At 66.0% G+C, this 22568-nt stretch carries 30 protein-coding genes, 4 tRNA genes and 1 pseudogene; 22 read left to right on the forward strand and 13 right to left on the reverse strand.

The window, feature by feature from the left end; all coding sequences use genetic code 11:
• Positions 1-196: 196 nt before the first annotated feature.
• Positions 197-466: a WGxxGxxG family protein gene (locus tag A5663_RS19790; protein WP_068153100.1), complete on the forward strand. Its 270-nt coding sequence runs from the start codon at positions 197-199 to the stop codon at positions 464-466.
• A gap of 171 nt (positions 467-637) precedes the next feature.
• Here A5663_RS19790 and A5663_RS19795 read toward each other — a convergent pair whose 3' ends face one another.
• Positions 638-1015, reverse strand: coding sequence for a PH domain-containing protein (locus A5663_RS19795; protein ID WP_068153103.1), 378 nt, complete (start codon positions 1013-1015; stop codon positions 638-640).
• Between the two features lie 48 nt (positions 1016-1063).
• Positions 1064-1429, reverse strand: a complete 366-nt coding sequence (locus A5663_RS19800; protein ID WP_231976843.1) for a hypothetical protein — start codon at positions 1427-1429, stop codon at positions 1064-1066.
• Between the two features lie 588 nt (positions 1430-2017).
• Here A5663_RS19800 and A5663_RS19805 point away from each other — a divergent pair.
• On the forward strand, positions 2018-2236 hold the full coding sequence (locus A5663_RS19805) for a hypothetical protein (protein ID WP_068153108.1): 219 nt from the start codon (positions 2018-2020) through the stop codon (positions 2234-2236).
• On the opposite strand, the gene A5663_RS19810 is transcribed toward A5663_RS19805, so the two are convergent.
• On the reverse strand, positions 2233-2574 hold the full coding sequence (locus tag A5663_RS19810) for a hypothetical protein (protein WP_156744567.1): 342 nt from the start codon (positions 2572-2574) through the stop codon (positions 2233-2235). The genes A5663_RS19805 and A5663_RS19810 overlap by 4 nt on opposite strands.
• An 86-nt stretch (positions 2575-2660) precedes the next feature.
• Between A5663_RS19810 and A5663_RS23175 the strand changes: the two genes are divergently transcribed.
• The 4 genes from A5663_RS23175 (at position 2661) to A5663_RS23665 (ending at position 4351) form a co-directional block, all read left to right on the forward strand.
• Positions 2661-2954 (forward strand): hypothetical protein, encoded by a 294-nt coding sequence (locus tag A5663_RS23175; protein ID WP_156744568.1) that lies wholly within the window; start codon positions 2661-2663, stop codon positions 2952-2954.
• Between the two features lie 110 nt (positions 2955-3064).
• Positions 3065-3391: a hypothetical protein gene (locus A5663_RS19815; protein WP_068153116.1), complete on the forward strand. Its 327-nt coding sequence runs from the start codon at positions 3065-3067 to the stop codon at positions 3389-3391.
• Between the two features lie 32 nt (positions 3392-3423).
• Positions 3424-3741, forward strand: a complete 318-nt coding sequence (locus tag A5663_RS23180) for a hypothetical protein (protein ID WP_156744569.1) — start codon at positions 3424-3426, stop codon at positions 3739-3741.
• Positions 3635-4351 carry a DUF2510 domain-containing protein gene (locus A5663_RS23665; RefSeq protein WP_082974261.1) on the forward strand — a complete coding sequence of 239 codons (717 nt, stop codon included), beginning with the start codon at positions 3635-3637 and terminating at the stop codon, positions 4349-4351. The genes A5663_RS23180 and A5663_RS23665 overlap by 107 nt, the downstream gene beginning before the upstream one ends.
• Here the strand turns inward: A5663_RS23665 and A5663_RS23185 are convergent.
• The 5 genes from A5663_RS23185 to A5663_RS19845 all read right to left on the reverse strand — a co-directional run bounded on the left by A5663_RS23185 (position 4265) and on the right by A5663_RS19845 (position 5484).
• On the reverse strand, positions 4265-4720 hold the full coding sequence (locus A5663_RS23185; RefSeq protein ID WP_068153121.1) for a hypothetical protein: 456 nt from the start codon (positions 4718-4720) through the stop codon (positions 4265-4267). The two genes, A5663_RS23665 and A5663_RS23185, sit on opposite strands and share 87 nt — an antisense overlap.
• A gap of 3 nt (positions 4721-4723) precedes the next feature.
• The gene (locus tag A5663_RS19830; RefSeq protein WP_068153123.1) at positions 4724-5107 is read right to left on the reverse strand and encodes a hypothetical protein; all 384 of its coding nucleotides are present in this window, start codon (positions 5105-5107) and stop codon (positions 4724-4726) included.
• A gap of 117 nt (positions 5108-5224) precedes the next feature.
• Positions 5225-5299: transfer RNA gene (locus A5663_RS19835), tRNA-Val, on the reverse strand.
• Positions 5300-5313: 14 nt separating this feature from the next.
• Positions 5314-5384, reverse strand: a tRNA-Cys gene (locus A5663_RS19840).
• A 27-nt stretch (positions 5385-5411) separates the two neighbouring features.
• Positions 5412-5484 (reverse strand) — tRNA-Gly (locus tag A5663_RS19845).
• A gap of 261 nt (positions 5485-5745) precedes the next feature.
• Here A5663_RS19845 and A5663_RS19850 point away from each other — a divergent pair.
• Together A5663_RS19850 and A5663_RS19855 are read left to right on the forward strand one after the other, a co-directional pair.
• A tRNA-Val gene (locus tag A5663_RS19850) sits at positions 5746-5817 on the forward strand.
• 78 nt (positions 5818-5895) lie between these two features.
• Entirely contained in the window at positions 5896-6309 is a 414-nt protein-coding gene (locus A5663_RS19855; RefSeq protein WP_068153126.1) for a pyridoxamine 5'-phosphate oxidase family protein, read from the forward strand.
• Between the two features lie 9 nt (positions 6310-6318).
• On the opposite strand, the gene A5663_RS19860 is transcribed toward A5663_RS19855, so the two are convergent.
• Both A5663_RS19860 and A5663_RS19865 read right to left on the reverse strand, forming a co-directional pair.
• Entirely contained in the window at positions 6319-6615 is a 297-nt protein-coding gene (locus A5663_RS19860) for a DUF3618 domain-containing protein (protein ID WP_068153130.1), read from the reverse strand.
• Entirely contained in the window at positions 6612-7013 is a 402-nt protein-coding gene (locus tag A5663_RS19865) for a phage holin family protein (RefSeq protein ID WP_197503471.1), read from the reverse strand. Before A5663_RS19865 ends, A5663_RS19860 begins: the two co-directional genes overlap by 4 nt.
• 363 nt (positions 7014-7376) lie before the next feature.
• Here A5663_RS19865 and A5663_RS19870 point away from each other — a divergent pair, with 363 nt between their 5' ends.
• Positions 7377-7853: a hypothetical protein gene (locus tag A5663_RS19870; protein ID WP_068153200.1), complete on the forward strand. Its 477-nt coding sequence runs from the start codon at positions 7377-7379 to the stop codon at positions 7851-7853.
• Between the two features lie 195 nt (positions 7854-8048).
• The gene (locus A5663_RS19875) at positions 8049-8924 is read left to right on the forward strand and encodes a L,D-transpeptidase family protein (protein ID WP_068153135.1); all 876 of its coding nucleotides are present in this window, start codon (positions 8049-8051) and stop codon (positions 8922-8924) included.
• A gap of 12 nt (positions 8925-8936) precedes the next feature.
• Here the strand turns inward: A5663_RS19875 and A5663_RS19880 are convergent, their stop codons facing one another.
• Together A5663_RS19880 and A5663_RS19885 are read right to left on the reverse strand one after the other, a co-directional pair.
• Positions 8937-9650, reverse strand: a complete 714-nt coding sequence (locus A5663_RS19880; protein WP_068153138.1) for a GAF and ANTAR domain-containing protein — start codon at positions 9648-9650, stop codon at positions 8937-8939.
• Between the two features lie 137 nt (positions 9651-9787).
• Complete coding sequence (locus A5663_RS19885; protein ID WP_068153140.1) at positions 9788-10285, reverse strand: DUF1990 family protein; 498 nt, start codon at positions 10283-10285, stop codon at positions 9788-9790.
• Between the two features lie 76 nt (positions 10286-10361).
• Between A5663_RS19885 and A5663_RS19890 the strand changes: the two genes are divergently transcribed.
• The 11 genes and pseudogenes from A5663_RS19890 to pdxT all read left to right on the forward strand — a co-directional run bounded on the left by A5663_RS19890 (position 10362) and on the right by pdxT (position 20377).
• Complete coding sequence (locus A5663_RS19890; protein WP_068153145.1) at positions 10362-10991, forward strand: PaaI family thioesterase; 630 nt, start codon at positions 10362-10364, stop codon at positions 10989-10991.
• Complete coding sequence (locus tag A5663_RS19895; protein ID WP_068153148.1) at positions 10988-11407, forward strand: TIGR02611 family protein; 420 nt, start codon at positions 10988-10990, stop codon at positions 11405-11407. The genes A5663_RS19890 and A5663_RS19895 overlap by 4 nt, the downstream gene beginning before the upstream one ends.
• A gap of 63 nt (positions 11408-11470) precedes the next feature.
• Positions 11471-13525 carry a threonine--tRNA ligase gene (thrS, locus tag A5663_RS19900; RefSeq protein ID WP_068153151.1) on the forward strand — a complete coding sequence of 685 codons (2055 nt, stop codon included), beginning with the start codon at positions 11471-11473 and terminating at the stop codon, positions 13523-13525.
• A 14-nt stretch (positions 13526-13539) separates the two neighbouring features.
• Complete coding sequence (locus A5663_RS19905) at positions 13540-14145, forward strand: HIT domain-containing protein (RefSeq protein WP_231976844.1); 606 nt, start codon at positions 13540-13542, stop codon at positions 14143-14145.
• The gene (gene pgsA / locus A5663_RS19910) at positions 14142-14795 is read left to right on the forward strand and encodes a phosphatidylinositol phosphate synthase (RefSeq protein ID WP_068153204.1); all 654 of its coding nucleotides are present in this window, start codon (positions 14142-14144) and stop codon (positions 14793-14795) included. The genes A5663_RS19905 and pgsA overlap by 4 nt, the downstream gene beginning before the upstream one ends.
• Positions 14792-15730: a phosphatidylinositol mannoside acyltransferase gene (locus A5663_RS19915; RefSeq protein ID WP_082974262.1), complete on the forward strand. Its 939-nt coding sequence runs from the start codon at positions 14792-14794 to the stop codon at positions 15728-15730. Before pgsA ends, A5663_RS19915 begins: the two co-directional genes overlap by 4 nt.
• Positions 15727-16926: a glycosyltransferase family 4 protein gene (locus A5663_RS19920; RefSeq protein WP_068153159.1), complete on the forward strand. Its 1200-nt coding sequence runs from the start codon at positions 15727-15729 to the stop codon at positions 16924-16926. Before A5663_RS19915 ends, A5663_RS19920 begins: the two co-directional genes overlap by 4 nt.
• Positions 16923-17953, forward strand: a pseudogene (locus A5663_RS19925) (NUDIX domain-containing protein). Before A5663_RS19920 ends, A5663_RS19925 begins: the two are co-directional and overlap by 4 nt.
• Before the next feature lie 88 nt (positions 17954-18041).
• Positions 18042-18941, forward strand: a complete 900-nt coding sequence (pdxS, locus tag A5663_RS19930; protein ID WP_304443160.1) for a pyridoxal 5'-phosphate synthase lyase subunit PdxS — start codon at positions 18042-18044, stop codon at positions 18939-18941.
• Positions 18942-18950: 9 nt separating this feature from the next.
• Positions 18951-19790 carry an acyl-CoA thioesterase II gene (gene tesB, locus A5663_RS19935; RefSeq protein WP_068153165.1) on the forward strand — a complete coding sequence of 280 codons (840 nt, stop codon included), beginning with the start codon at positions 18951-18953 and terminating at the stop codon, positions 19788-19790.
• Positions 19787-20377, forward strand: a complete 591-nt coding sequence (gene pdxT, locus A5663_RS19940; protein WP_068153168.1) for a pyridoxal 5'-phosphate synthase glutaminase subunit PdxT — start codon at positions 19787-19789, stop codon at positions 20375-20377. Before tesB ends, pdxT begins: the two co-directional genes overlap by 4 nt.
• Positions 20378-20429: 52 nt before the next feature.
• Here pdxT and A5663_RS19945 read toward each other — a convergent pair whose 3' ends face one another.
• Positions 20430-21641, reverse strand: a complete 1212-nt coding sequence (locus tag A5663_RS19945; RefSeq protein WP_068153170.1) for an acyl-CoA dehydrogenase family protein — start codon at positions 21639-21641, stop codon at positions 20430-20432.
• A gap of 164 nt (positions 21642-21805) precedes the next feature.
• On the opposite strand from A5663_RS19945, the gene A5663_RS19950 reads away from it, so the two are divergent.
• Positions 21806-22564 carry a YebC/PmpR family DNA-binding transcriptional regulator gene (locus A5663_RS19950; RefSeq protein ID WP_068153172.1) on the forward strand — a complete coding sequence of 253 codons (759 nt, stop codon included), beginning with the start codon at positions 21806-21808 and terminating at the stop codon, positions 22562-22564.
• Positions 22565-22568 lie beyond the last annotated feature (4 nt).

Consider the following 22568-nt stretch of genomic DNA (forward strand, 5'->3'; position numbering starts at 1 on the left):
GGACCTCTTGAACTCGCGAAATAGAAACGCCAACGCGTCACTTAGCACGTCAAAGAGGTTTCACTGCCTCGTTTCCGGCAACAGGAGCCATTGCGACACGCACTCAGCGAACTGCTGAGCCGGTGACTAGAGCACCCTGGTCCCGGATCCGAGCTGTGGGGGTTGTTCGGACCGTCCACACGACCGAGGAGAAAAGATGAAGAAGCCAATTGTCATCGGAGCCACTACTCTGACTTTGCTGTTCGGCGGTGCGGGCATCGCTGCCGCGGACACTCTCCAAGCGCCCGCAACGACGACGACAACGCTCGCTCAGGCGCAGCACTCCGACGACGACAACGGCGACAACGGCCTGTGGGGTCTTGCAGGGCTCCTGGGTCTGCTCGGGTTGGCGGGGCTGAAGCGACGCAAGGATGCCGATTACCCGGCCAACCGTGGCGGCGGCACCATCACCAATCCGCGCACCTAAAGTAGCGCCCTTCTGACGACTGGGCCCCCACCGGCGATCCTCGCTTGGTGGGGGCCCTGTCGTTCCTGGCGCGGGCTCGCCTCGCGCCAATGCCGGGCACTCCGGGGACTAGCAACACGCAACTGCAAAGACCTCGTCGCGAATATTCACCGACTATGCAACAGCTGGTCCTCAAAGAACGTGGCTACCGATGAGCTTCCCGATCGTGCGAATATCCACCTGGCCCTTGAAGTCGAGGCGCACCATTCCAAGCCCTGAGAACCAGAGTTCGAGTTCGGCGTCGAGGTCGAGACGGCCCGCGGTTTCAATGCTCCAGGCCTGAATCCTGCTGTATGGCAGCGAAGAGTAGTCGCGCTTTTTCCCTGTCAGCCCTTGAACATTGATCGCTATCAGGCGCTTGTTGGTGAAGGCAACAGAGTCACGCATACCCCTGAAAGTCAGGTAGATGGACTCGCCGTCGATGAGAAGGGGCGCTAGTTCGGCTGCCAACTCGCGTGGGTCGCTTGGCCCGAGCCTGGAGAAGAGTCCACCGCTCTGAAAGTCGATCATGGGCCGTCACCTTAGTGAGTCTTTGGTTCTCCCCGCCGGTCGCCGGGGTCAGAAGCACTCCCCGTTGTGGACCATGTTGCACTTCTTGCACCGTGATTCAGGTTTCTCCGGACGGGGCGAATTGTTTCGTCCGAGCCGGACATCGCCGAGTGGCGTCGACTTGACTGATGGGTCGAGCTGCTGAAGTTGGCTTAACCGCGTCATGACGTGCTGGCGTAGTTCCGGCGAGCGGCGGTAGTTGAGAAGCTCGCGATAGATACCGGCCTGCATCTCGGCCTCAGACGGCGTGGCGATTTCGCCATTGAGCGTGAGGCGCAAAATCCGACGAACTTCCGCCACCCTGTCGACGTTGATCGGTTCACCGTCTGTTGCAGCAGCAGCGGCCATCTCGGCATCGGTGAGGTTCTGGTTCATACCGGCGAGCACTTTTGCGTAGCGAGTACGAGGATGACTCAGCAGGATTCGCTCAATCTCGTCTCTGAACAGATACGGTCCTGATGGTGAATTCGCCATATCTTCCTTGAATTATCAGCTAGGTGCATCGTACGGCTGGTTCTTGCTCGCGCTGCGGCTACGGGCGCCGCTGCAGGCCTCCCGCAGTGGCCAAACCCATCGACTTCCGCTACCGTCAACATCTTCGCGTCCGAGCGGAGTCACGGCCCGGAGTTGGCGTGTCTAATCATCACCCCTCACGATCTTGGCGCGGATGCGCGATGTGCAAACCGCATAAGCGTCGCGGCGCAGCCCGAAGAGACAAAGATCCTGCAGCCGTACGACGGAAACTCGGTGTCAGCCGCCGCTACACCCGAAGGGATCTCGGCAGAAACTGACCGATGCGACCGTCGGCCACGAAAAGAGCAGGGTGCGCAGCCGGTCGATGACTCTCCGCTCCTCGTCTAGTGTCCTGCCCTACGCGTATCGCAACGCTCCCGGAGGCTCCGTGCCTTCACGAAGCATGTAATTTGAGGTGCAACAGAGGATTAGCGTTGAAAGATGCCCGCAATGCGCACCTTCGACATCGAAGTCATGCGCGACGGTCGCTGGTGGATGATCCATGTGCCCGAGCTGGATGGGTACGTCGCGGCGGACGGCTCGATCAACATCGGCGGCACCACACAGGCACGGCAACCCGGCGAAGTCGAGGACATGGGCCGCGGCTGCTACATCGCCGCAGTACTCGACATCCCCGTTAAGGACGTCGCCGTCAGACGTATTGGCTAGGGCATCTCGAAATCGGCATCTTCGAGAGAGCAACCCCGCACGACGTTCCCGCCAGCTTCCAGGTACCACTGGTAGGGGCCACCTATGACCGGACGCGCCTGCGCGCTCCCGAGGAAGTATGCCTGCGGTCCTGCACCTTCGCCCTCGAGCTTGTACACCCCACCCCCGATTCGGATAGCCTGGCGGCCTTCACGTACGCAGGTGTTGCGCTGTTCGACGATCATCATGTAGTCGCAGTCGGCGCCCTTGCGGTAAATCCAGTCGCCGACGACGACCCGATCGGATGGAACTCGCTGCATCCCCCGCCGATTGTCTGGCACTTCCTCGTGCTTCATCATGCTCGCGACCGTAGTACCTCGTGGTTGTGAAGGTTGGTTGCCAGGAACCGCGCGCCGTCCGCCTGCCCGATGGCTACGCTGCGCGAGTGCGACTCTTTGTAGCGGTCCCAGTTGCCGCGGCCCTGCTACTGGCTCTGGCGCCACCCGCCGAGGCTGAGCCAGGGGTCTGGCCCGATTGCGACCCCAAAGTTCCCGAGGCGATGTCGGAATGCTCCATGCCACCGGCCGGATCGTGCGCGCAGCCAGCGATCGACGACTATTCGGGACTCAACGGCGGCGCGTTCGTCTGTGCGGCGTCGGGCCAATGGGCCTGGCGGTCGATGACGTATCCGCAGTGGCAGAGCTGCCAAGAAGCGGTGGCGCAGGGGAAGCCCTGTTAGCCGGGGACGTCGGCGATGGTGTCGGGTTTTACTCGCGGACATGATCGCGCGTGCAGCCACCGTTCATCGATGCGTTCCAAGCAGGCTCACAGAATCGATATCCTGCACCGATGAGCCTGAAGGCGTTCACCGGTGTCCTCGCAGTGATCACCGCGGCGGCGTTGATACCACTGGCGGCGCCAGCAAGCGCGGACCAGTCGTATCCGCCCGGTACGTACTTGGTGCCCCTGCAAATGCCGTATGGCACGTACGTCGCGCACAACGTCGAAGGTGCGTGGCCGGGCTGCACGTACGGCACCTACACCGCCGACGGCATAGTGATCGACGTATTCAACGGGTCGCTGGAGCCCTGGTCGTTCGCGCGGATCTACTCACCGGCTATCGCCACGTTCGTCAGTGGGCCAGGCTGCACACCGTGGGAGCTGACCGGAACCTAGAGGGCACGTGGTTCAAAAGGGGGAGAGCACATATGACGACCGGTAGAAAGGCTGGCGTTGGCGCGGCCGCGATATTGGTCGCCGGATGGGTCATCGCGGAACCGGCAGCGCAAGCGAACGAGTACTCGTGCGGCCACGCGGCCGCAGCGAACGGCTACGTCAACAGCACCAAGTACCTTTGGCAGGTCGAGCAGGACTGCGCTGTCGCGTACAAGATCGCCTACCCGGGCGGCCTCACCACTCATGAGCAAGCCGTCGCCGCTGTCGCCGCCGCCGAACAATATCTGCGTTCGCTGGGCTACGACGCTGCGACAGTCGAACGGATGGACATCGCCGGACACGGGACGTGACGATCGTGTACGACCGGCCGGTCAGGACCAGCAATGGCGTCTTGCCAAGGACAACAACACGTATGACGGCGGGCAGGGGAGAAGGTCGGTGACTAACCCTGCACATACGCCGCCCGGATGGTATCCCGACCCCAACGGCTCTGGGGGACAACGCTATTGGGATGGGCGACGATGGACAACGTATAGCCAGCCTGCCCAGTACTCCGCATGGGCACCACCACCTTCGCCGCAGGGCAATGCCATCGCACGGCGGGGCGCTTTCAATTCCAGAATGATGGCTGGACTCGCCATCGCTCTGGTGCTGGTTGTGATTGGGATCGTGGCCATGGTCAACAAGGCCGATAGCGTCGATAAAACTGGGATGTCTTACCGCCTCGGGCAGGAATGGGGCAACTCCATCGCCGGTGCCGCACTTCGGCGGGGAAGCCCACTTCCGCTGATAGCGAATGATTTCGAGGCTGAATGTGATGTACGCACCCGGGAAGTAGAGTCCGAGGGGATTCACGGGGGCGCCATTGAGCTCTCAGTTGACGAATTGGACGCCGACGACTACCGGGCCGGGTGCATGGACGGAGTCCAACAACGGCTTGAACGCGACGGCCGCAGATAGCTCACCCGCACTTCGACGTCGGTCACAGCCCCGCCCATGCACGTCGAAATCGTCGTCTGCATACCGGAGTCGGGTCACCAGAGAGGCCGCCTCCTCGAGGGCGGCCTGGCCACTGGCGATCGCCTCACTGAGCGCGTCACGGATCGCGACGGCCTCGCTGAACGTCATGAACGCCTCAGCGTCGTAGTCGCAACGGCCGCCGTCGAGATGAATCACGATGGCCGGCCGAGTGTCGTCGAGCGACTCGCACGTCACGCCGATGCCGACCTGAAGCGGAGTCTGATCCGTTGCGACGCCGATGTCGGAAGGTTTGCCGGTCGCCGGGTGATAGTTGGCATACCAGTGGCCGTCATATCGCCACCGGGTCATGCATCAGTCGAATTGGCACGTGTGCATGTCTGCGTCTGACCAGAGTTCGTCTGTGGCGGCCGCGGCGTCGATGTAGCGGGCCAGTTGGCGGGCCTCGGCGGCGGTCAGGTAGTTCTCCCAGTGGGCTTGTACCGATACGGACGGCCCGGAATGCAGAGGCGGCTTGCTGGGGTCTCGGGGTTGAATGGTGCCGTCGGCCATCTGGACGGCGCACGGCTCCACCCAGATCGTCTGGTCCGTCTCGGGCGCCGCTTCGGGGCACAGGACGCGCTTCTCCCCGTAGACGATGCGGAATTCGTTTTCATAGTCCGCCCAGGACCGGACCTCGTCGTCGGCCGGCGTGGCGCCGGCGGGCAGCGGGATGTTCGGTGGGGGGATCGTGGTCATTGCCTCGCCCTTTCGGTGTCGCGATCGACGACCGCCCCGAGCTGGCTACTACATGACCAGTATGGTGCATATGTGGTGCATGTCGAAATTTGCAGCCACAAACCTGCAGCTAGAACGTGGTGCGCGATACTGGGATTGAACCAGTGACCTCTTCCGTGTCAGGGAAGCGCTCTCCCGCTGAGCTAATCGCGCCAGATCATTCGTTGAGGTGGAGACGGGAATCGAACCCGTGTGCACGGCTTTGCAGGCCGTTGCCTCACCACTCGGCCACTCCACCGCTGGGGTTGATGCCACTGCACCTTCGAGCGGATGACGGGATTCGAACCCGCGACCCTCACCTTGGCAAGGTGATGCGCTACCAACTGCGCTACATCCGCGCGCCACGGACGACTCGTCGCCCGTCGCGAAGCACGACGATAGTCCACCGAAGTGTAGCTGCACAAATCTCCGCGTTTGCCGGTGCGCCTCCGCCCATCTCAACCCCGAAACGCCTGCTGAGACTCGCAGAAACGGCTGATCCACGGCCCGCATCGCACTTGAGACAGACGGCCCGCACGGCAGCCTCGCCAAAGTGGATTCTGGCCGCAACCCTCACCGTGCTAGTCTTCGACGTCGTTCGGCCATTCGGCCGACTCTCCGGTCTCGTAGCTCAGTGGGAGAGCGTCCGCCTCACACGCGGAAGGTCGCTGGTTCGAACCCAGCCGGGACCACACCCCGATCACCAGCGCCGAGTGCGCGCCGCGGCTGCTCGTCTCCCTAGACTCGGATCATGACTTCCGGGATCCGCAATGTCTGAAGCGAGCCAACCCGTCGCGATCCTGCCCGAGAGCGAATGCTGGAATCTGCTGGGCAGCGTGTCGCTGGGCCGGCTCGTCACGAGCGTCGACGGCCACGCCGAGATCTTTCCCATCAACTTCGTCGTCCAGCGCAAAACCCTGTTGTTCCGCACCGCCGAGGGCACCAAGCTGGTCAGCACGGCGATCAACCATGAGGTCGTCTTCGAAGCCGACGACCACACCACCGCCGGAGGTTGGAGCGTGATCGTCCGCGGCGTCGCCCGTTCGGTGCGCGACGACGACGACATAGCCGAGGCGGAGCGCGCGCAACTGCTGTCCTGGACCACGACCGTCAAACAGCACTACGTTCGCGTGCTGCCGCGACGGGTCACCGGCCGCCGGTTCCGATTCGGGCCCGCAGAGTAGTAGAGCCGCCTAGCGGCGACGGCGCCACACAACGATGCCGAGCAAGGCCAGTACGGCTATGGCCGCCGCCACTGGCACCGCCCGACTCGGATTGTCGGTGGCCGTGTGCCGGAGCGTGTCCGCCTTCTCGACGACGCGTTCCTTGGTTTCGTCTACCTTGTCTTTAGCGCGCTGTTTCACATCGAGTTTGGCCTGCAGCGCTTCGACCGTTTCGCCGAGCTCGCTACGGGTCTGCTCGATGTCGGCCTGAATGTCGTCGACGCCCGCCTCCGGGCCTGGCTCGGGGCGAGGGTTCGGTGCGGTCATGAGCGGGCGTCCTTCAGTTCTTGGATGTCGGCCTTCACCGTCTCCACGGTCTTCGGGGCCGCCGGCGTGACCTCTTGTGCCTGCTTACGCCCCATGAGCGCGGTGACGCCGGCGATGACGAACAGCACCGCGGCGACGATCAGCGCCGCTGCCCACACGTCGAGCACGAGGGCAAGCGCCGCCACGGCCGCGGCGATCAACGTCGCCGCCCCGAAGAAAGCGAACAACCCGGCGATGCTGAACAAGCCCGCGCCGATCCCGGCGTGCTTCGCCGACTCTTGAAATTCCTTCTGCGCCAACCGCATTTCATCGCGGATCAGCCGCGACGTCTGCGTCGACAGCTGACTCATCAATTCGCCGATCGACGCGTCCGGGGTAGGTCTCGATTCCACTGTCATCACATACCAACCTCTGACTTGTCCTGACCTGTCGCGACAGTGATGCCCGTGGTCAAGCGCCCCGAAACCCGATCCATGTCTTGAATGCATCAGGCGGCGGCAGCACCGATTGTGACCTTGGGGCAACGGCGGCGCGCCACGGACCCCCAGGTCACAGCGGTATCGCAACCGGCGCCGACCGCGAATGCGGCCATCCCATGCCGAACCGGTCACCGTTTGGAAACGCTGCGGTGCGGCGTGGTGCGTGTCGGACGGTCGGCTGTTGATATTAACGCGGTCGTATAGGCGCGACCTGACTACGGCATGCATGGGTGCTGCCTCAGTTGAACGGATAACGAGCGTGAAATGAAGGGATCGACGTCGATGACGATCTTTGATCGAGTCAACATCGCCGCACTCGTCGGGGGCGGATTGTGCGGGGTAGCCATCGCGTTGAGTCCGGCCGCACAGGCCGGTGGCTACGAATGTGTCCATACGTCGGCTGGGCAGGCGCCAGCGGGGGCACCGGCAGCCGGGGCGCCGGCAGCAGGAGCGGCGTGCGCTCCGGTCACTGACATGTCCGGCGTGCCGATGGCGTTCCCTGGCCCGCCGCCCGTCGCGCCGCCGGTGGTGCCTCCGCCGCTCGCGCCGCCGGTGGTCCCGCCGCCCCTGGTGCCGCCCATCGCACCGCCCATCGTCCCGCCCGTCGCGGGTGCTCCGATCGCGGCCGGCGCTCCGGTGGCGGCGGGCGCCCCGATCACGGAGATGGGCGGATTGGCCGGCAAGGGTGACGCGGTGGGGCCGCTTCCCCCGGGAGCGCCCGTGCCGGGTCAGCCGACGCGGCCTGGCCCCGCGAGTTAAACGGTTCTCTGATGGGAATGGCCCGGCGACCATGGCCGTCGCCGGGCCAAATCCGTTTGTGAACAACCAAATTCGCGTCGTGTGGCCGAACCGTGACGGAGACTTTACCGAATTGCCTTCGCGCTCTTGACCTTAATTCGTCCGGCGGCCCATACCATTATTGACATCGTTGTAATTTCAAGGGAGGCAGCGGATTTGCGTGCGGTATTTCGGTGTGTTCTTGCCGCCGTCGTCGTCGCTACCAGTGTGGTGGCCGGGCCGGCCGAAGAAAGCGCGGCAGCGGCCAACCAGTCCCTGAGAAGCGCCATCGCCTCCATACTTCCGGAGCAAGGCCAGATGGTCGGCGTTGCGCACCCCGTCGTGGTGAACTTCGCGGCACCCGTCGTTGACCAGCGGGCTACCGAGCGGCTCCTCGACATCAGCTCCGACCCCGCGATGACGGGCACCTTCGAGTGGCTCGACAACAAGACCGTCCAGTGGGTGCCCGACCGATTCTGGCCTGCGCACAGCACAATTGCGCTTTCCGTCGGCGGCATGAAGACGAACATCGCCACGGGGCCCGCGGTGGTCGGCGTTGCCAACATCGCCGAACACACCTTCACGGTCACCATCGACGGCGTCGACGCCGGACCGCCGTCAACCCTGCCCGCGCCGCACCACCGGCCGAACTTCGGCAAGCCCGGAGTTTTTCCGGCTTCGATGGGCAGGCCCGAATATCCAACGCCCGTCGGCACTTTCGCCGTGTTGAGCAAGGAACGCGACGTGATGATGGATTCGAGCAGCGTCGGCATCCCCGTCAGCGCCGAAGACGGCTACCTGCTCGACGTCGAGTGGGCCGTCCGGATCACCCAACGTGGCATCTTCGTGCATTCGGCACCGTGGGCGGTCAACGCGCTGGGATATGAGAACGTCAGCCACGGCTGCATCAGCCTCAGCCCCGAAGACGCCGAGTGGTACTTCAATACGGTCAAGGTCGGCGATCCGGTCATCGTGCAGGAGAACAGCGTCGAGGTGCCCCGACCGCGGGTCGAACCGGCGAACCCGGAGGTTCCTCGAGTCGTCTCCCGCTGAGGACCTCCCCGGTCAACTGTGCTCTGGGGAATGTGAGTTCTTCACGATCTCCGTAGCGATCTTGATCAGCGGCACGTTGGAGTCCTGCGAGAGTTTGCGCAGCAGATCGAAAGCCTGAACCGCGTCGACGCCGTAGCGCTCCATCAGCATGCCCTTCGCCTGGCCGATCGTGTCGCGGCTGGCCAGGGCTTGCCTGAACTGCGCGTCGCGGCGTGCGGCATTCCAGGCCACCGAAGAATGTGCCGCAAAAACCAGGCCGATGCTTCTCGACTGATCGTTGAATGAGTCGGGGTGCTCCGAGTAGACGTTGAGCGCGCCCATCGTCTCGCCCTCGATGAACAACTGAAACGCCATGATCGACCGGATCGGCGTCTCGGCCAGGGCGTCGCGCCGATACAGGGGAAACCGGTCCTCGGTCTCCAAGTCCGCGATGTAGACGACCTTCTTCTCCCACGCCGCACACAGGCACGGGCCCTGCTGGTGCTGCTGCTGGATCTTGTCGAGCAGCATCGGGTACAGGTGCGTGGCGGCCGGAGTCTCGACGGTCTTGGATTTGCGGGTGATGGTGATGCCGGCGTACTGCGCGCCCGGGATCTCGACGGCCGCGTGTTCGGCCAACTCGGCGATGACGGTGTCCGCGTCCGGCCTGGTGTAGAGCCCGCGCACCAGTTCGGCGATGCGCAGGTGGGTGTCCTCGCGCTCGTCGGGTTCGTTCGTCATCACCATCCGGAGTCCTTCTCTGAGTCGTTCAAGGCTACGCGAAAAAGGCCGCGGTTGATCTTGGGTTCTCGTGTTCCCGTGGAAATTATCGCTGACGCAAAAAGCCTCAGATGCAATCTAGAACGCAACCGGCATTGACACCACTACAGCGCGCGTAGATAGCGCTCGGTGACCACGCGCTGCACCAGTGACGTCACCGGCGAGCCCAGCCGGCTCCACCAGGTCGCGTGCCGGGAGAACGCCGTCACCACGGCCGACACCTGTTCCGATGCCGCGTCGAAGGTCACCAGGAACAGCTCCTCGCCGGATTCGGCGTGGCCGGGCAGCGTGCCGTAGGCGAACCCACGCCGGTCGGCTTCGTCGACGACATAGACGACCCGGCACGGCGCGGCAATCGGCCCGAGGTGCACGAGCACCTCCGAGCCGACCTGTGCGGTCTCCGTCGTCGCTTCGACACGCACACCGGCGCCGCGCAGCATGCCCCACCGCATCCCGCTCTCGGCGGCCTCCTCGAAACGACGACGCCCGCGGCCGATGGCGGCCGACTTGTGCACGTGGCGGTACCCGTCCGGCAGCGCCCGCGCAGTGGCGCCCACCTCCGGGTAGGTCAGCGGCAGGGCAGCCAGATCGCTCAGCTTCATCCGGTCACCTTCTCATCCACCGACGCAGTGCAACGCCGAAGCGGCTTCGAGTCGAGCCAGGCAATACGGTGATCGAGTGAGCTCCGAGCAGCACGTCAAAGCCGAACCCGGTGGCGGCTTCAACCCGCCGGTTCCCACCGACCGCGGGGGACCCGACTATGGGCGCTTCATCGAAGCGGTCCGCACGCTGCAGGACCACGCGCGGGCCGCGGACGCCCCCGACGAGGTGATCACCGCCGCCGCCGACCAGATCGAGAAGATCTCGCAGCTGCTCGCGCCGTACTACGCAGACGAGTGGGCTTCCCCCTCCGGCCGGCGGATGGACCTGCCGAACCGCGGCAACATCTTGTCGGTCCCCGTCGACCTGCGTGTGACCGACGACCAGCGAATCGCCGGCACTGCGGAGTTCCGCCGCTTTCACCTCGGCCGTAACGGCGCGGCCCACGGGGGCGCGGTCGCGATGCTCTTCGACGCGCTGCTCGGCTTCACCGCGTTCAAACTCAGCGGCAGCAGGGCGCAGCGCACCGCGTTCCTGCACATCGACTACCGCAAGATCGCACGCGTCGAACGACAGTTCCAGGTGGACGCGGGCATCGACCGCATCGAGGGCCGCAAGATCTTCGTGTCCGGGCGACTCCTCGATGGCGACACAGTGCTCGCCGAAGCGCACGCCTTGTTCGTCAAACTCAAGCCGGGCCAGCCGTGAAGGTCGCCGATGCGAAGCGGCGCTGGGCGCGCTGGCGCGACGGAATCCGGGAGCGCCGGTCCGTCGACTTGGTCTACCGCATCGCCGTCGGGGTCGTCGGCGTCATCGTGCTCGGCGCGGGAATCATCGCGATCCCATATCCGGGGCCCGGGTGGGCGATCGTCTTCGTCGGCCTGGGCATTCTGGCCACCGAGTTCGACTGGGCGCGCCGACTGCTGGCGCACGCCAAGGAGCGCTACGACAAGGCGATGGACTGGTTCCATCGTCAGCACGCCATCGTGCAGATCTCCGGCGGTCTGCTCACGGCGCTCATCGTGGCGGCGACGCTGTGGTTGCTGGGCGCGATCGACTGGTCCGCCGAACTGGTCGGGGTGGAACACGAGTGGTTGAACAGTCCGATCGGCATCGGGGACTGACGACCCGCACCGATAGCATGGTCGCGTCCTCGAGTCTGTTGACGACGATTTGGAGAGCCACCGATGACCGCCGCCGCCAACCCTGTCCCAGCTGCCCCGATCCGGGTCGCTGCCGGGACCACTGCGGGTGAGGCGGTGCGGCAGGCAGGCTTGCCCAGCCGCGGGGCACCGGACGCGATCGTCGTCGTCCGCGACACCGAGGGCCGGCTACGCGACTTGTCGTGGGCACCGGACGCCGACGCCGAGGTGACTCCGGTGGCCGCCGACACCGACGACGGCCGCAGTGTCATCCGGCACTCGACCGCGCACGTGCTGGCGCAGGCCGTGCAGGAGTTGTTCCCCGAAGCCAAACTCGGCATCGGTCCGCCGATCGCCGACGGCTTCTACTACGACTTCGACGTGGAGCGTGCGTTCACACCCGAGGATTTGGCAGCACTGGAGAAGCGCATGCGCCAGATCGTCAAGGAGGGTCAGCTGTTCTCCCGGCGCGTCTACGAGTCCAAAGAGCAAGCGCGCGAAGAACTCGCCGACGAGCCGTACAAGCTCGAGTTGGTCGATGACAAGTCGGGTGATCCGGACGTCATGGAGGTCGGTGGCGACGAGCTGACCGCCTACGACAACCTCAATCCCCGTACCCGCGAACGCGAGTGGGGTGACCTGTGCCGTGGCCCGCACATCCCGACGACGAAATACATTCCGGCGTTCAAACTGACCCGCAGTTCGGCGGCGTACTGGCGCGGCGACCAGAACAACGCGAGCCTGCAGCGCATCTACGGCACGGCCTGGGAGTCGCAGGAAGCCCTCGACAAGCATCTGGAGCTCATCGAAGAGGCGCTACGACGCGATCACCGCAAACTCGGCACCGAACTCGACCTCTTCAGCTTCCCCGACGAATTGGGTTCGGGCCTACCGGTTTTCCACCCCAAGGGCGGCGTCGTACGGCTGGAGTTGGAGGACTACTCGCGGCGTAAGCACCTCGAGGCGGGCTACGAGTTCGTCAACACTCCGCACATCACCAAGGAGCAGCTCTACATCACGTCGGGTCACCTCGAGTGGTACGCCGACGGCATGTTCCCTCCCATGCACATCGACGCCGAGTTCGGTCCCGACGGCGAGGTGCGCAAACCCGGGCAGGACTACTACCTCAAGCCGATGAACTGCCCCATGCACCATCTGATCTTCCGGTCACGGGGACGGTCTTATCGCGAATTGCCTTTGCGGCTCTTCGAATTCGGTTCGGTGTACCGCTACGAGAAATCCGGCGTCGTGCACGGCCTGACCCGGGTGCGCGGCATGACCCAGGACGACGCGCACATCTACACGACCCGCGAACAGATGCGCGACGAGTTGGCCTCGCTGCTGCGCTTCGTGCTGGATCTGCTCGCCGACTACGGCCTGGACGACTACTACCTGGAGCTGTCGACCAAGAACCCGGAGAAGTACGTCGGCGCCGACGAGGACTGGGAAGAGGCCACCGAGACGCTGCGGGAGGTCGCCGAGGCCTCGGGCCTCGAGTTGGTGCCCGACCCCGGCGGCGCGGCCTTCTACGGGCCCAAGATCTCGGTTCAGGTCAAAGACGCGTTGGGACGCCACTGGCAGATGTCGACCATCCAGCTGGACTTCAACATGCCCGACCGGTTCGAGCTGGAGTACACCGCCGCCGACGGCAGCCGACAGCGTCCGGTGCTGATCCACCGCGCGTTGTTCGGCTCGATCGAGCGGTTCTTCGGCGTGCTCACCGAGCACTACGCAGGCGCGTTCCCGGCGTGGCTGGCGCCGGTGCAGGTGGTCGGGATCCCGGTCAGCGACGACCACGTTCCGTACCTGAACGACCTTGCGACGCAACTGAAGAGCAAGGGCATCCGGGTCGAGGTCGACACCAGTGACGATCGGATGGCGAAGAAGATCGTCAACCACACCAACCAGAAGGTGCCGTTCATGTTGCTGGCGGGGGACCGGGACGTGGAGGCCGACGCGGTCAGCTTCCGGTTCGGTGACCGCACCCAGATCAACGGGGTGCCGCGCGACGAGGCCGTCGCCGCGATCACCGACTGGGTCGCCAGCCGTAACAATGCGGCTCCCACCGCAGAGCTGCTCGAGGCGGGGATCTCGAAGTGAGTGGCGATGAGCGCTTGCGCGAAGAGCAGACCAGCGGCGAGGAACGCGAGGAGCAGGCCATCGTCGACCGCGGCGCCGGCGATCCCGACCACCTGCAACGGCTGTGGACACCGCACCGGATGAGCTACATCGCCGAGTCGCCGATGAAGGGCGGGGCGGGGTCGAAGAAGTCCGAGCAGCCGTTCACCGACATCCCCACGATGCCCGACGAGGAAGGGCTCGTCGTCGCGCGCGGCGAATCCGTCTACGTAGTGCTCAACCTGTACCCGTACAACCCGGGGCATTCGATGGTCGTGCCGTACCGCCGGGTGTCCGAACTCGAGGACCTCACCCCCGAGGAGAGCTTCGAGCTGATCTCGTTCACCCAGAAGATGATTCGCGTGGTCAAGTCGGTGTCGCGGCCACACGGTTTCAACGTCGGGCTCAACCTCGGCCAGTCGGCGGGCGGCTCGCTCGCCGACCACCTGCACATGCACGTGGTGCCGCGCTGGAGCGGCGACGCGAACTTCATCACGATCATCGGCGGCTCCAAAGTCGTTCCGCAGTTGCTGCGCGAGACCCGTGAACTGTTGGCGACCGAATGGGCGAAGCAGCCGGAGGTGCGGGGGGTGGAGCGCTGAGCAACTTCTACCTGATGACCCGCGCGGCGTACGAGAAGCTCAGCACGCCGCTCGCCAGGGGCGCCCTGCGGGCCGGGTTCACCCCCGACAGCATCACGATCCTGGGCACCGCGGGTTCGGTGCTGAGCGCGCTGACGCTGTTCCCGATCGGCCAGCTCTGGTGGGGTTCGGTGGCGGTGTGGTTGTTCGTGCTCGCCGACATGCTCGATGGCGCGATGGCCCGGCAACGCGGCGGCGGCACGCGATTCGGCGCCGTGCTGGACGCCACCTGCGACCGGATCAGCGACGGCGCCATCTTCTGCGGGCTGCTGTGGTGGGCCGCATTCGGGTTGCAGAGCACCTCGCTGGTGGTCGCGACGGCGATCTGCCTGGTGACGTCACAGGTCATCTCGTACATCAAGGCCCGCGCCGAAGCCAGCGGGCTGTCCGCGGAGGGCGGGCTGATCGAGCGTCCTGAGCGGCTGATCATCGTGCTGGTCGGGGCTGGTCTGTCCGGCTTGTTCGGGGTGGTGTGGTTGCTGCACATCGCAATGTGGGCGCTCGCGGTGACCAGCCTGGTCACGCTGGGGCAGCGGGTGCACAGCGTGCGGACGTCGCCGGGCGCGATGGACCGGATCGCCAAGCCCACCGGCCAGGGGGAGGAGCCGTGAGCAGCGCGCCCTCGGGACCGGCCCTGGGTGTCAACCCGTTGGGAGGCAGGGTCGCGGACTGGGGGTACGCCGCCGGGTGGCGGCTCGTCCGCGCGATGCCGGAGTTCTTCGCACGCAACGCCTTTGACGCCGGGGCGCACTACGCGGCCCGCGGCGGCGGGCCCGCTCAGTTGCGCAAGAACCTGGCACGCGTGATCGGCGTGCCGCCCGAACAGGTGCCGGACGGGCTGATTCGTGCTTCGCTGGCCTCGTACGCCCGATACTGGCGGGAGGCGTTCCGGTTGCCGACGATGGACCACGAGGCGCTCGGCCGCGAACTGGCCGTGTTGGAAATCGAACGGATGGTGGCCGCGCTGGACGCGGGCCGCGGCGCGGTCCTGGCGTTGCCGCACAGCGGCAACTGGGACATGGCCGGCGTCTGGCTCGTACAGAACTACGGCACCTTCACCACGGTCGCCGAACGACTCAAACCCGAGTCACTGTACGACCGGTTCGTCGCCTACCGGGAGGGCCTCGGCTTCGAGGTCGTCCCGCTGACCGGGGGCGAACGGCCGCCGTTCGAGGTGCTCGTCGAGCGGCTGCGCGACAACCGGATGGTGTGCCTGATGGCCGAGCGGGATTTGAGCCGCAACGGAGTTCAGGTGGACTTCTTCGGCGAGCCCACCCGGATGCCCGCCGGTCCGGCCAAGCTCGCGATCGAGACCGGGGCGGCCCTGCTGCCGGTGCACTGCTGGTATGAGCGCGCCGGTTGGGGCATGCGGATGTACCCGGAAATCGACACCTCGTCGGGCGACGTCACCGTCGTCACCCAGGCGCTGGCCGACCGGTTCGCCCGCAACATCGCCGCACACCCGGCCGACTGGCACATGATGCAACCGCAGTGGCTGGCCGACCTGCCCGAGGCGCGGCGCGTGAAACTGGAGGCCGGCCCGTGAGGATCGGCATGGTCTGCCCGTATTCGTTCGACGTGCCCGGCGGGGTGCAGTCGCACGTGCTGCAACTGGCCGAGGTCATGCACGACCGCGGTCACGACGTCAGCGTGCTCGCGCCCGCGTCCCGCGATGCGCACGCCGCACTGCCCGACTACGTCGTCTCGGGCGGCAAGGCCGTGCCGATCCCGTACAACGGATCAGTCGCGCGGCTGCGGTTCGGGCCCGCCACGCACCGCATGGTCAAGCGGTGGCTGGCCGACGGCGACTTCGACGTGCTGCACCTGCACGAGCCCAACGCGCCCAGCCTGTCGATGCTGGCGCTCAATATCGCCGAGGGCCCGATCGTCGCCACCTTTCACACCTCGACCACGAAGTCGTTGACGCTCAGCGTGTTCGAGCCGATTCTGCGGCCCATGCACGAGAAGATCGTCGGCCGCATCGCGGTGTCGGACCTCGCGCGGCGTTGGCAGATGGAGGCACTGGGCAGCGACGCGGTCGAGATCCCCAACGGCGTCGACGTGGCGTCGTTCGCGTCCGCGCCGCTGCTGGACGGTTATCCGCGCGCCGGCAAGACCGTGCTGTTCCTGGGCCGCTACGACGAGCCCCGCAAGGGCATGGCCGTTCTGCTGCGGGCGCTGCCGAAAGTGGTCGAGCGCTTCGGCGACGTCGAGGTCCTCGTCGTCGGCCGCGGGGACGAGGACGACCTTCGCGACGATGCCGGTGAGCTGGCGAGGCATCTGCGATTCCTCGGCCAGGTCGACGACGCCCGGAAGGCGTCGGCGATGCGCAGCGCCGACGTGTACTGCGCGCCGCACACCGGGGGTGAGAGCTTCGGCATCGTGCTCGTCGAAGCGATGGCGGCGGGCACCGCGGTGGTGGCCAGCGACCTCGACGCGTTCCGCCGCGTGCTCGCCGACGGCGTGGCCGGGCGCCTCGTCCCGGTCGACGACGCATCGGCGCTGGCCGACGGCTTGATCGACGTGCTGGGCGACGACGCGCTGCGGGAGCGCTACATCGAGGCGGCGACAGAGGCCGTGCAGCGCTACGACTGGTCGGTGGTGGCGCAGCAGATCATGCGGGTGTACGAGACCGTCTCCGGCGCGGGAACCAAGGTGCGGGTCGCCGGCGGTGACGGCGGCAGCAGCGGCAAGGCGGCGAGGGAGGCCAGGACGAGGAAGGCGACCGGAGGCGTCCGGTGATCACCTGGATCGTGGTGATCGCGCTGGTCGTGCTCGTCGTGGTGATCCTGGCGATCGGCGCGTGGGCGTTGCAGACCGCCAACCGGCTGGACCGGCTGCATGTGCGTTACGACCTGTCGTGGCAGGCGCTCGACGGCGCGTTGGCCCGCCGGGCCGTCGTTGCCCGCGCGGTCGCGGTCGACGCGTACAGCCCCGGACCGGACGCCGACCGGCTGGCCGCGCTGGCCGATGCTGCTGAGCGGGCACCGCGGTCGGCGCGTGAGGCCGCCGAAAATGAACTGTCTGCCGCGCTGGCCGTCGTGGACCCGGAATCGCTGCCGAAGGCGTTGATCGCCGAACTGGCTGATGCCGAAGCGCGGGTGGTCCTGGCGCGCCGCTTCCACAACGACGCCGTGCGCGACACTCTCGCGTTGCGCGAGCGACCGGCGGTGCGCATCCTGCGGCTCGGTGGAACCGCCGCGCTGCCAACGTATTTCGAGATCGTTGAGCGCCCGGAGACGGCGCCCGAGGTCGGGCGCCGGTGAGCTGGCGCACGTCTGCGCGGGTGGTGCTGCTGGACGAGGCGGGTGCGGTGCTGCTGTTCTGCGGCTCGGACCCGTCGCTGGTCGACGCACCGCGCTGGTGGTTCACCGTCGGCGGAGCGGTCGAGCCGGGGGAGCGCTTGGCGGACGCGGCGGTCCGCGAGATCGCCGAGGAAACCGGGTTGCAGGTCGCCGCGGCCGACCTGGTCGGCCCGCTGTGGCGCCGTCAGGCGGTGTTCGAGTTCGACGGCGCGGTGATCCGCAGCGAAGAGCTGTTCTTCGTGCACCGCACTGCCCGGTTCGAGCCGTCGATCGGCGGTCACACCGCGCTGGAGCGGCGCACGATTCACGGCTATCGCTGGTGTGATGAGACAATGATCCGAGAGCTGGTCGCCAACGGCGAAACCGTCTATCCGCTGCAACTCGGCGAACTGCTGAACGAGGCCAACGGTCTCGCCGACGCCCGCGGGGGCGCGCCGCGGCAACGGGTCTCATCGATCCGCTGAGCTGCGGAATCAATAGGTTTGCGACCGCGTCTTAGACTGGATCAGAAGTAATTCGGAGGAGAGAGCAGTGAATACCGAAGGGTTGGGTGTGCCCAATGGGTCGGTGACCCAGACCGGCACCGCCCGGGTGAAGCGCGGCATGGCCGAGATGCTCAAGGGCGGCGTGATCATGGACGTCGTCACCCCGGAGCAGGCCCGCATCGCCGAAGGTGCCGGCGCGGTGGCGGTGATGGCGCTCGAACGCGTGCCTGCCGACATCCGCAGCCAGGGCGGCGTCGCCCGGATGAGCGATCCCGATCTCATCGAGGGCATCATCTCCGCGGTCACCATCCCGGTCATGGCCAAGGTGCGCATCGGGCACTTCGTCGAAGCGCAGATACTGCAGAGCCTCGGCGTGGACTACATCGACGAGTCCGAGGTGCTGACCCCCGCCGACTACACCCATCACATCGACAAGTGGAAGTACACCGTGCCGTTCGTGTGCGGTGCGACCAACCTGGGCGAAGCGCTGCGGCGCATCACCGAGGGCGCGGCGATGATCCGCTCCAAGGGCGAGGCCGGCACCGGCGACGTGTCGAACGCGACCACGCACATGCGCCAGATCGGCGGCGAGATCCGGCGGCTGACCTCGCTGTCGGAAGACGAGTTATACGTTGCTGCAAAGGAATTGCAGGCGCCGTACGATCTCGTCGTCGAGGTGGCTCGGGCCGGCAAGCTGCCGGTGACGCTGTTCACCGCGGGCGGCATCGCGACGCCGGCCGACGCGGCGATGATGATGCAACTCGGCGCCGAAGGCGTGTTCGTCGGCTCGGGCATCTTCAAGTCGGGCGACCCGGCCGCGCGCGCGGCGGCGATCGTCAAAGCCACCACCTTCTACGACGATCCCGATGTGCTGGCCAAGGTGTCGCGCGGGCTGGGCGAAGCCATGGTCGGTATCAACGTCGAGGACGTCGCAGCCCCGCACCGGCTCGCCGAACGAGGCTGGTAACCAACCCGAATGGCGATCGAGAAGATCCTCGACCTCGAACAACTCGAGGTCAACATCTACCGCGGCAGCGTGTTCAGCCCCGAATCCGGGTATTTGCAAAGGACTTTCGGCGGACACGTGGCGGGGCAGTCGCTGGTTTCGGCAGTGCGCACGGTCGACCCGCAGTTCGAGGTGCATTCGTTGCACGGATACTTCCTCCGGCCGGGAGATGCCAAGGCGCCGACGGTGTACATCGTCGAGCGGCTGCGTGACGGCGGGTCCTTCGTCACCCGGCGCGTCAACGCCATCCAGCACGGCGAGACGATCTTCTCGATGTCGGCGTCCTTCCAGACCGACCAGAGCGGAATCGAGCATCAGGATGCGATGCCGCAGGTGGCACCGCCCGACGACATCCCGCATTTCGAATCCGTCAGCAAGGTGTTCGACGACGCCAGCTTCCGGCAGTTCGACGAGTGGGATGTGCGCATCGTGCCGCGTGACGTGCTGAAGAAGTTGCCCGGCAAGGCATCTCAGCAGCAGGTGTGGTTTCGTCACCGCGACCCGCTGCCTGACGACCCGGTCCTGCACATCTGCGCGCTGGCCTACATGAGCGATCTCACGTTGCTGGGCTCGGCGCAGGTCAACTATCCGCGCGAGCGCAAGCACCTGCAGGTCGCGTCGCTGGACCACGCGATGTGGTTCATGCGCCAGTTCCGGGCCGACGAATGGCTGCTCTACGACCAGTCGTCGCCGTCCGCCTCGGGTGGGCGCTCGCTGTGCCAGGGCAAGATCTTCAACCAGGACGGCGAGATGGTGGCAGCGGTGATGCAGGAAGGGCTGACCCGCTACACGCGCGACTACCAGCCGTGAGCGCTCCGCACGTCGGCGTGCTGGCGCTGCAGGGAGACACCCGCGAGCACCTGGCCGCACTGCGGGAGGCCGGTGCGCAGGCGTCGACCGTGCGGCGGCGGCGCGAACTCGAAACCGTCGACGCGCTGGTGATCCCCGGTGGGGAGTCGACGACGATGAGCCACCTGCTGCGTGAACTCGATCTGCTCGAGCCGCTGCGGTCGCGGTTGGCCGGGGGGATGCCTGCATACGGCTCGTGCGCGGGGATGATCCTGCTGGCGTCGGAGATTCTGGACGCCGGCGCGGCGGGTCGCGAGGCCACGCCTCTGCACGGGATCGATATGACGGTCCGGCGCAACGCTTTTGGCCGCCAAGTGGATTCGTTCGAAGGCGACATCGAGTTCGCCGGTGTCGACGGGGCCGTGCACGCGGTGTTCATTCGGGCGCCGTGGGTCGAACGCGTGGGTGCCGAGGTGGAGGTGCTGGGCACGGCGGCGGGCCACATCGTCGCGGTACGCCAGGGCCGGCGCCTCGCGACGGCGTTTCATCCGGAGATGACCGGCGATCGCCGCATCCACAAGCTGTTCGTCGGCATGCTCACCGAGTGATTTGTGAGTGATTTCGCTCGCTCAGCGATCGTTTTCACTCACAAATCGCAAGTTAGCGGATCTCGAGGCCCGTGACCGTGCGCCCGATCACCAGGCGCTGGATCTCGCTGGTGCCCTCGAAGATCGTGAAGATCTTGGCGTCGCGGTGCATCCGCTCGACCGGATACTCGCGGGTGTAGCCATTGCCGCCGAGGATCTGGATCGCCTCGTCGGTGACGTACACCGCGGTCTCGCTGGCGACCAGCTTGGCCATCGACCCTTCGGCGTTGTCGAACGGCTTGCCGTTGCGAGCCATCCACCCGGCCCGCCAGACCAGCAGCCGGGCCGCGTCGACGCGGGCCTTCATGTCCGCCAACTTGAATGCGACGGCTTGGAATTCGCCGATCTTCTTGCCGAACTGCTCGCGCTGGCAGGCGTAGTCGAGCGCGTACTCGTAGGCCGCGCGGGCCACCCCGACCGCCATCGCGCCGACGGTGGGACGCGTGCGTTCGAACGTCGCCATCGCCGCTTGGCCCTTGGACTTCTTGCCTTCGCGCACCCGCGCGATGCGTTCCTCGAACTTCTCCCTGCCGCCCACGATCAACTCGCCGGGGATGCGCACATCCTCGAGCACGACCTCAGCGGTGTGCGAGGCGCGGATGCCGTGCTTGAGGAACTTCTGTCCCTGCCGGAAGCCCGGGGTGTTCGGCGGGATGATGAACGTCGCCTGCCCACGGGTGCCGAGCTCCGGATACACGGAGGCGACCACGATGTGCACATCGGCGATACCACCGTTGGTGGCCCAGGTCTTCACGCCGTTGAGCACCCACTCGTCCTTGGCCTCGTCGTAGCGGGCCTTCGTCAGGATGGCGCCGACGTCGGAACCGGCGCCCGGTTCGGACGAACAGAACGACGCGACTTTCGGCTCGTTGACGGTGCCGAACATCTGCGGCAGCCATTCGGCCATCTGCTCAGGAGTGCCGTTGGCCGCCAGTGACGCCGCCGCCAGGCCGGTGCCCAGAATGGCGAGCGCAATGCCCGCATCGCCCCAGAACATCTCCTCGAAGACCACCAGCATGCCGAGGCCGGACGGCTCCGCGGCCTGCTCGGCCATCATCTCCATGGAGTAGAGGCCGACTTTGGCGGCCTCCTGGATGATCGGCCACGGCGTCTCTTCGCGTTCGTCCCACTCGGCGGCGGCGGGGCGGATGACGTCGGCAGCGAACTCGTGCACCCAGTCCCGGATGTGGATCAGGTCGGGCGACAACTCAAGCGAGAAGGACATGACGCTATCTTACTCCAGAGTAAGATAGCTGAGAAATACTGTGGCAGAGCTAACAGGCCAGCATGCGGCGGGACCGGCGCGGTTCGGGCGAGCGCAAACCTCCACGTAGACTCGTCGGGCACGAACTTGGCGCACGATTAGCGCACGGAAGAGGTACTACCTGCATGAGCGGCCATTCCAAGTGGGCCACCACCAAGCACAAGAAAGCCGTCATCGACGCCCGCCGCGGCAAGATGTTCGCCAAATTGATCAAGAACGTCGAGGTCGCAGCGCGAGTGGGCGGCGGCGACCCGGCGGGCAACCCCACGCTCTACGACGCGATCCAGAAGGCCAAGAAGTCCTCGGTACCCAACGACAACATCGAGCGCGCCCGCAAGCGGGGCAGCGGCGAGGAAGCCGGCGGCGCCGACTATCAGAACATCACCTACGAAGGCTACGGACCCAACGGCGTCGCGGTGCTGATCGAGTGCCTCACCGACAATCGCAACCGCGCCGCCGGAGAGGTGCGCGTCGCGATGACCCGCAACGGCGGCAACATGGCCGACCCCGGTTCGGTGTCCTACCTGTTCTCCCGCAAGGGCGTCATCACGCTGGAGAAGAACGGCCTCACCGAGGACGACGTGCTGATGGCGGTGCTCGACGCGGGCGCAGAAGATGTTAACGACCTCGATGAGACGTTCGAAATCCTCTGCGAGCCAAGCGATCTGGTTGCGGTGCGCACCGCGTTGCAGGAGGCGGGCATCGACTACGAGTCGGCTGAGGCCGGCTTCGAGCCGTCGGTCACGGTGCCGCTGGACGCCGACGGCGCACGCAAGATCATGAAGCTGGTCGACGCCCTCGAAGACCTCGACGACGTGCAGGACGTCTACACCAACATCGACATTCCCGACGACGTCGCGGCGCAGCTCGACAGCGAGGATTAGCGGG

It is taken from the genome of Mycobacterium sp. E740, from assembly GCF_001672895.1.
GTDB lineage: Bacteria > Actinomycetota > Actinomycetes > Mycobacteriales > Mycobacteriaceae > Mycobacterium.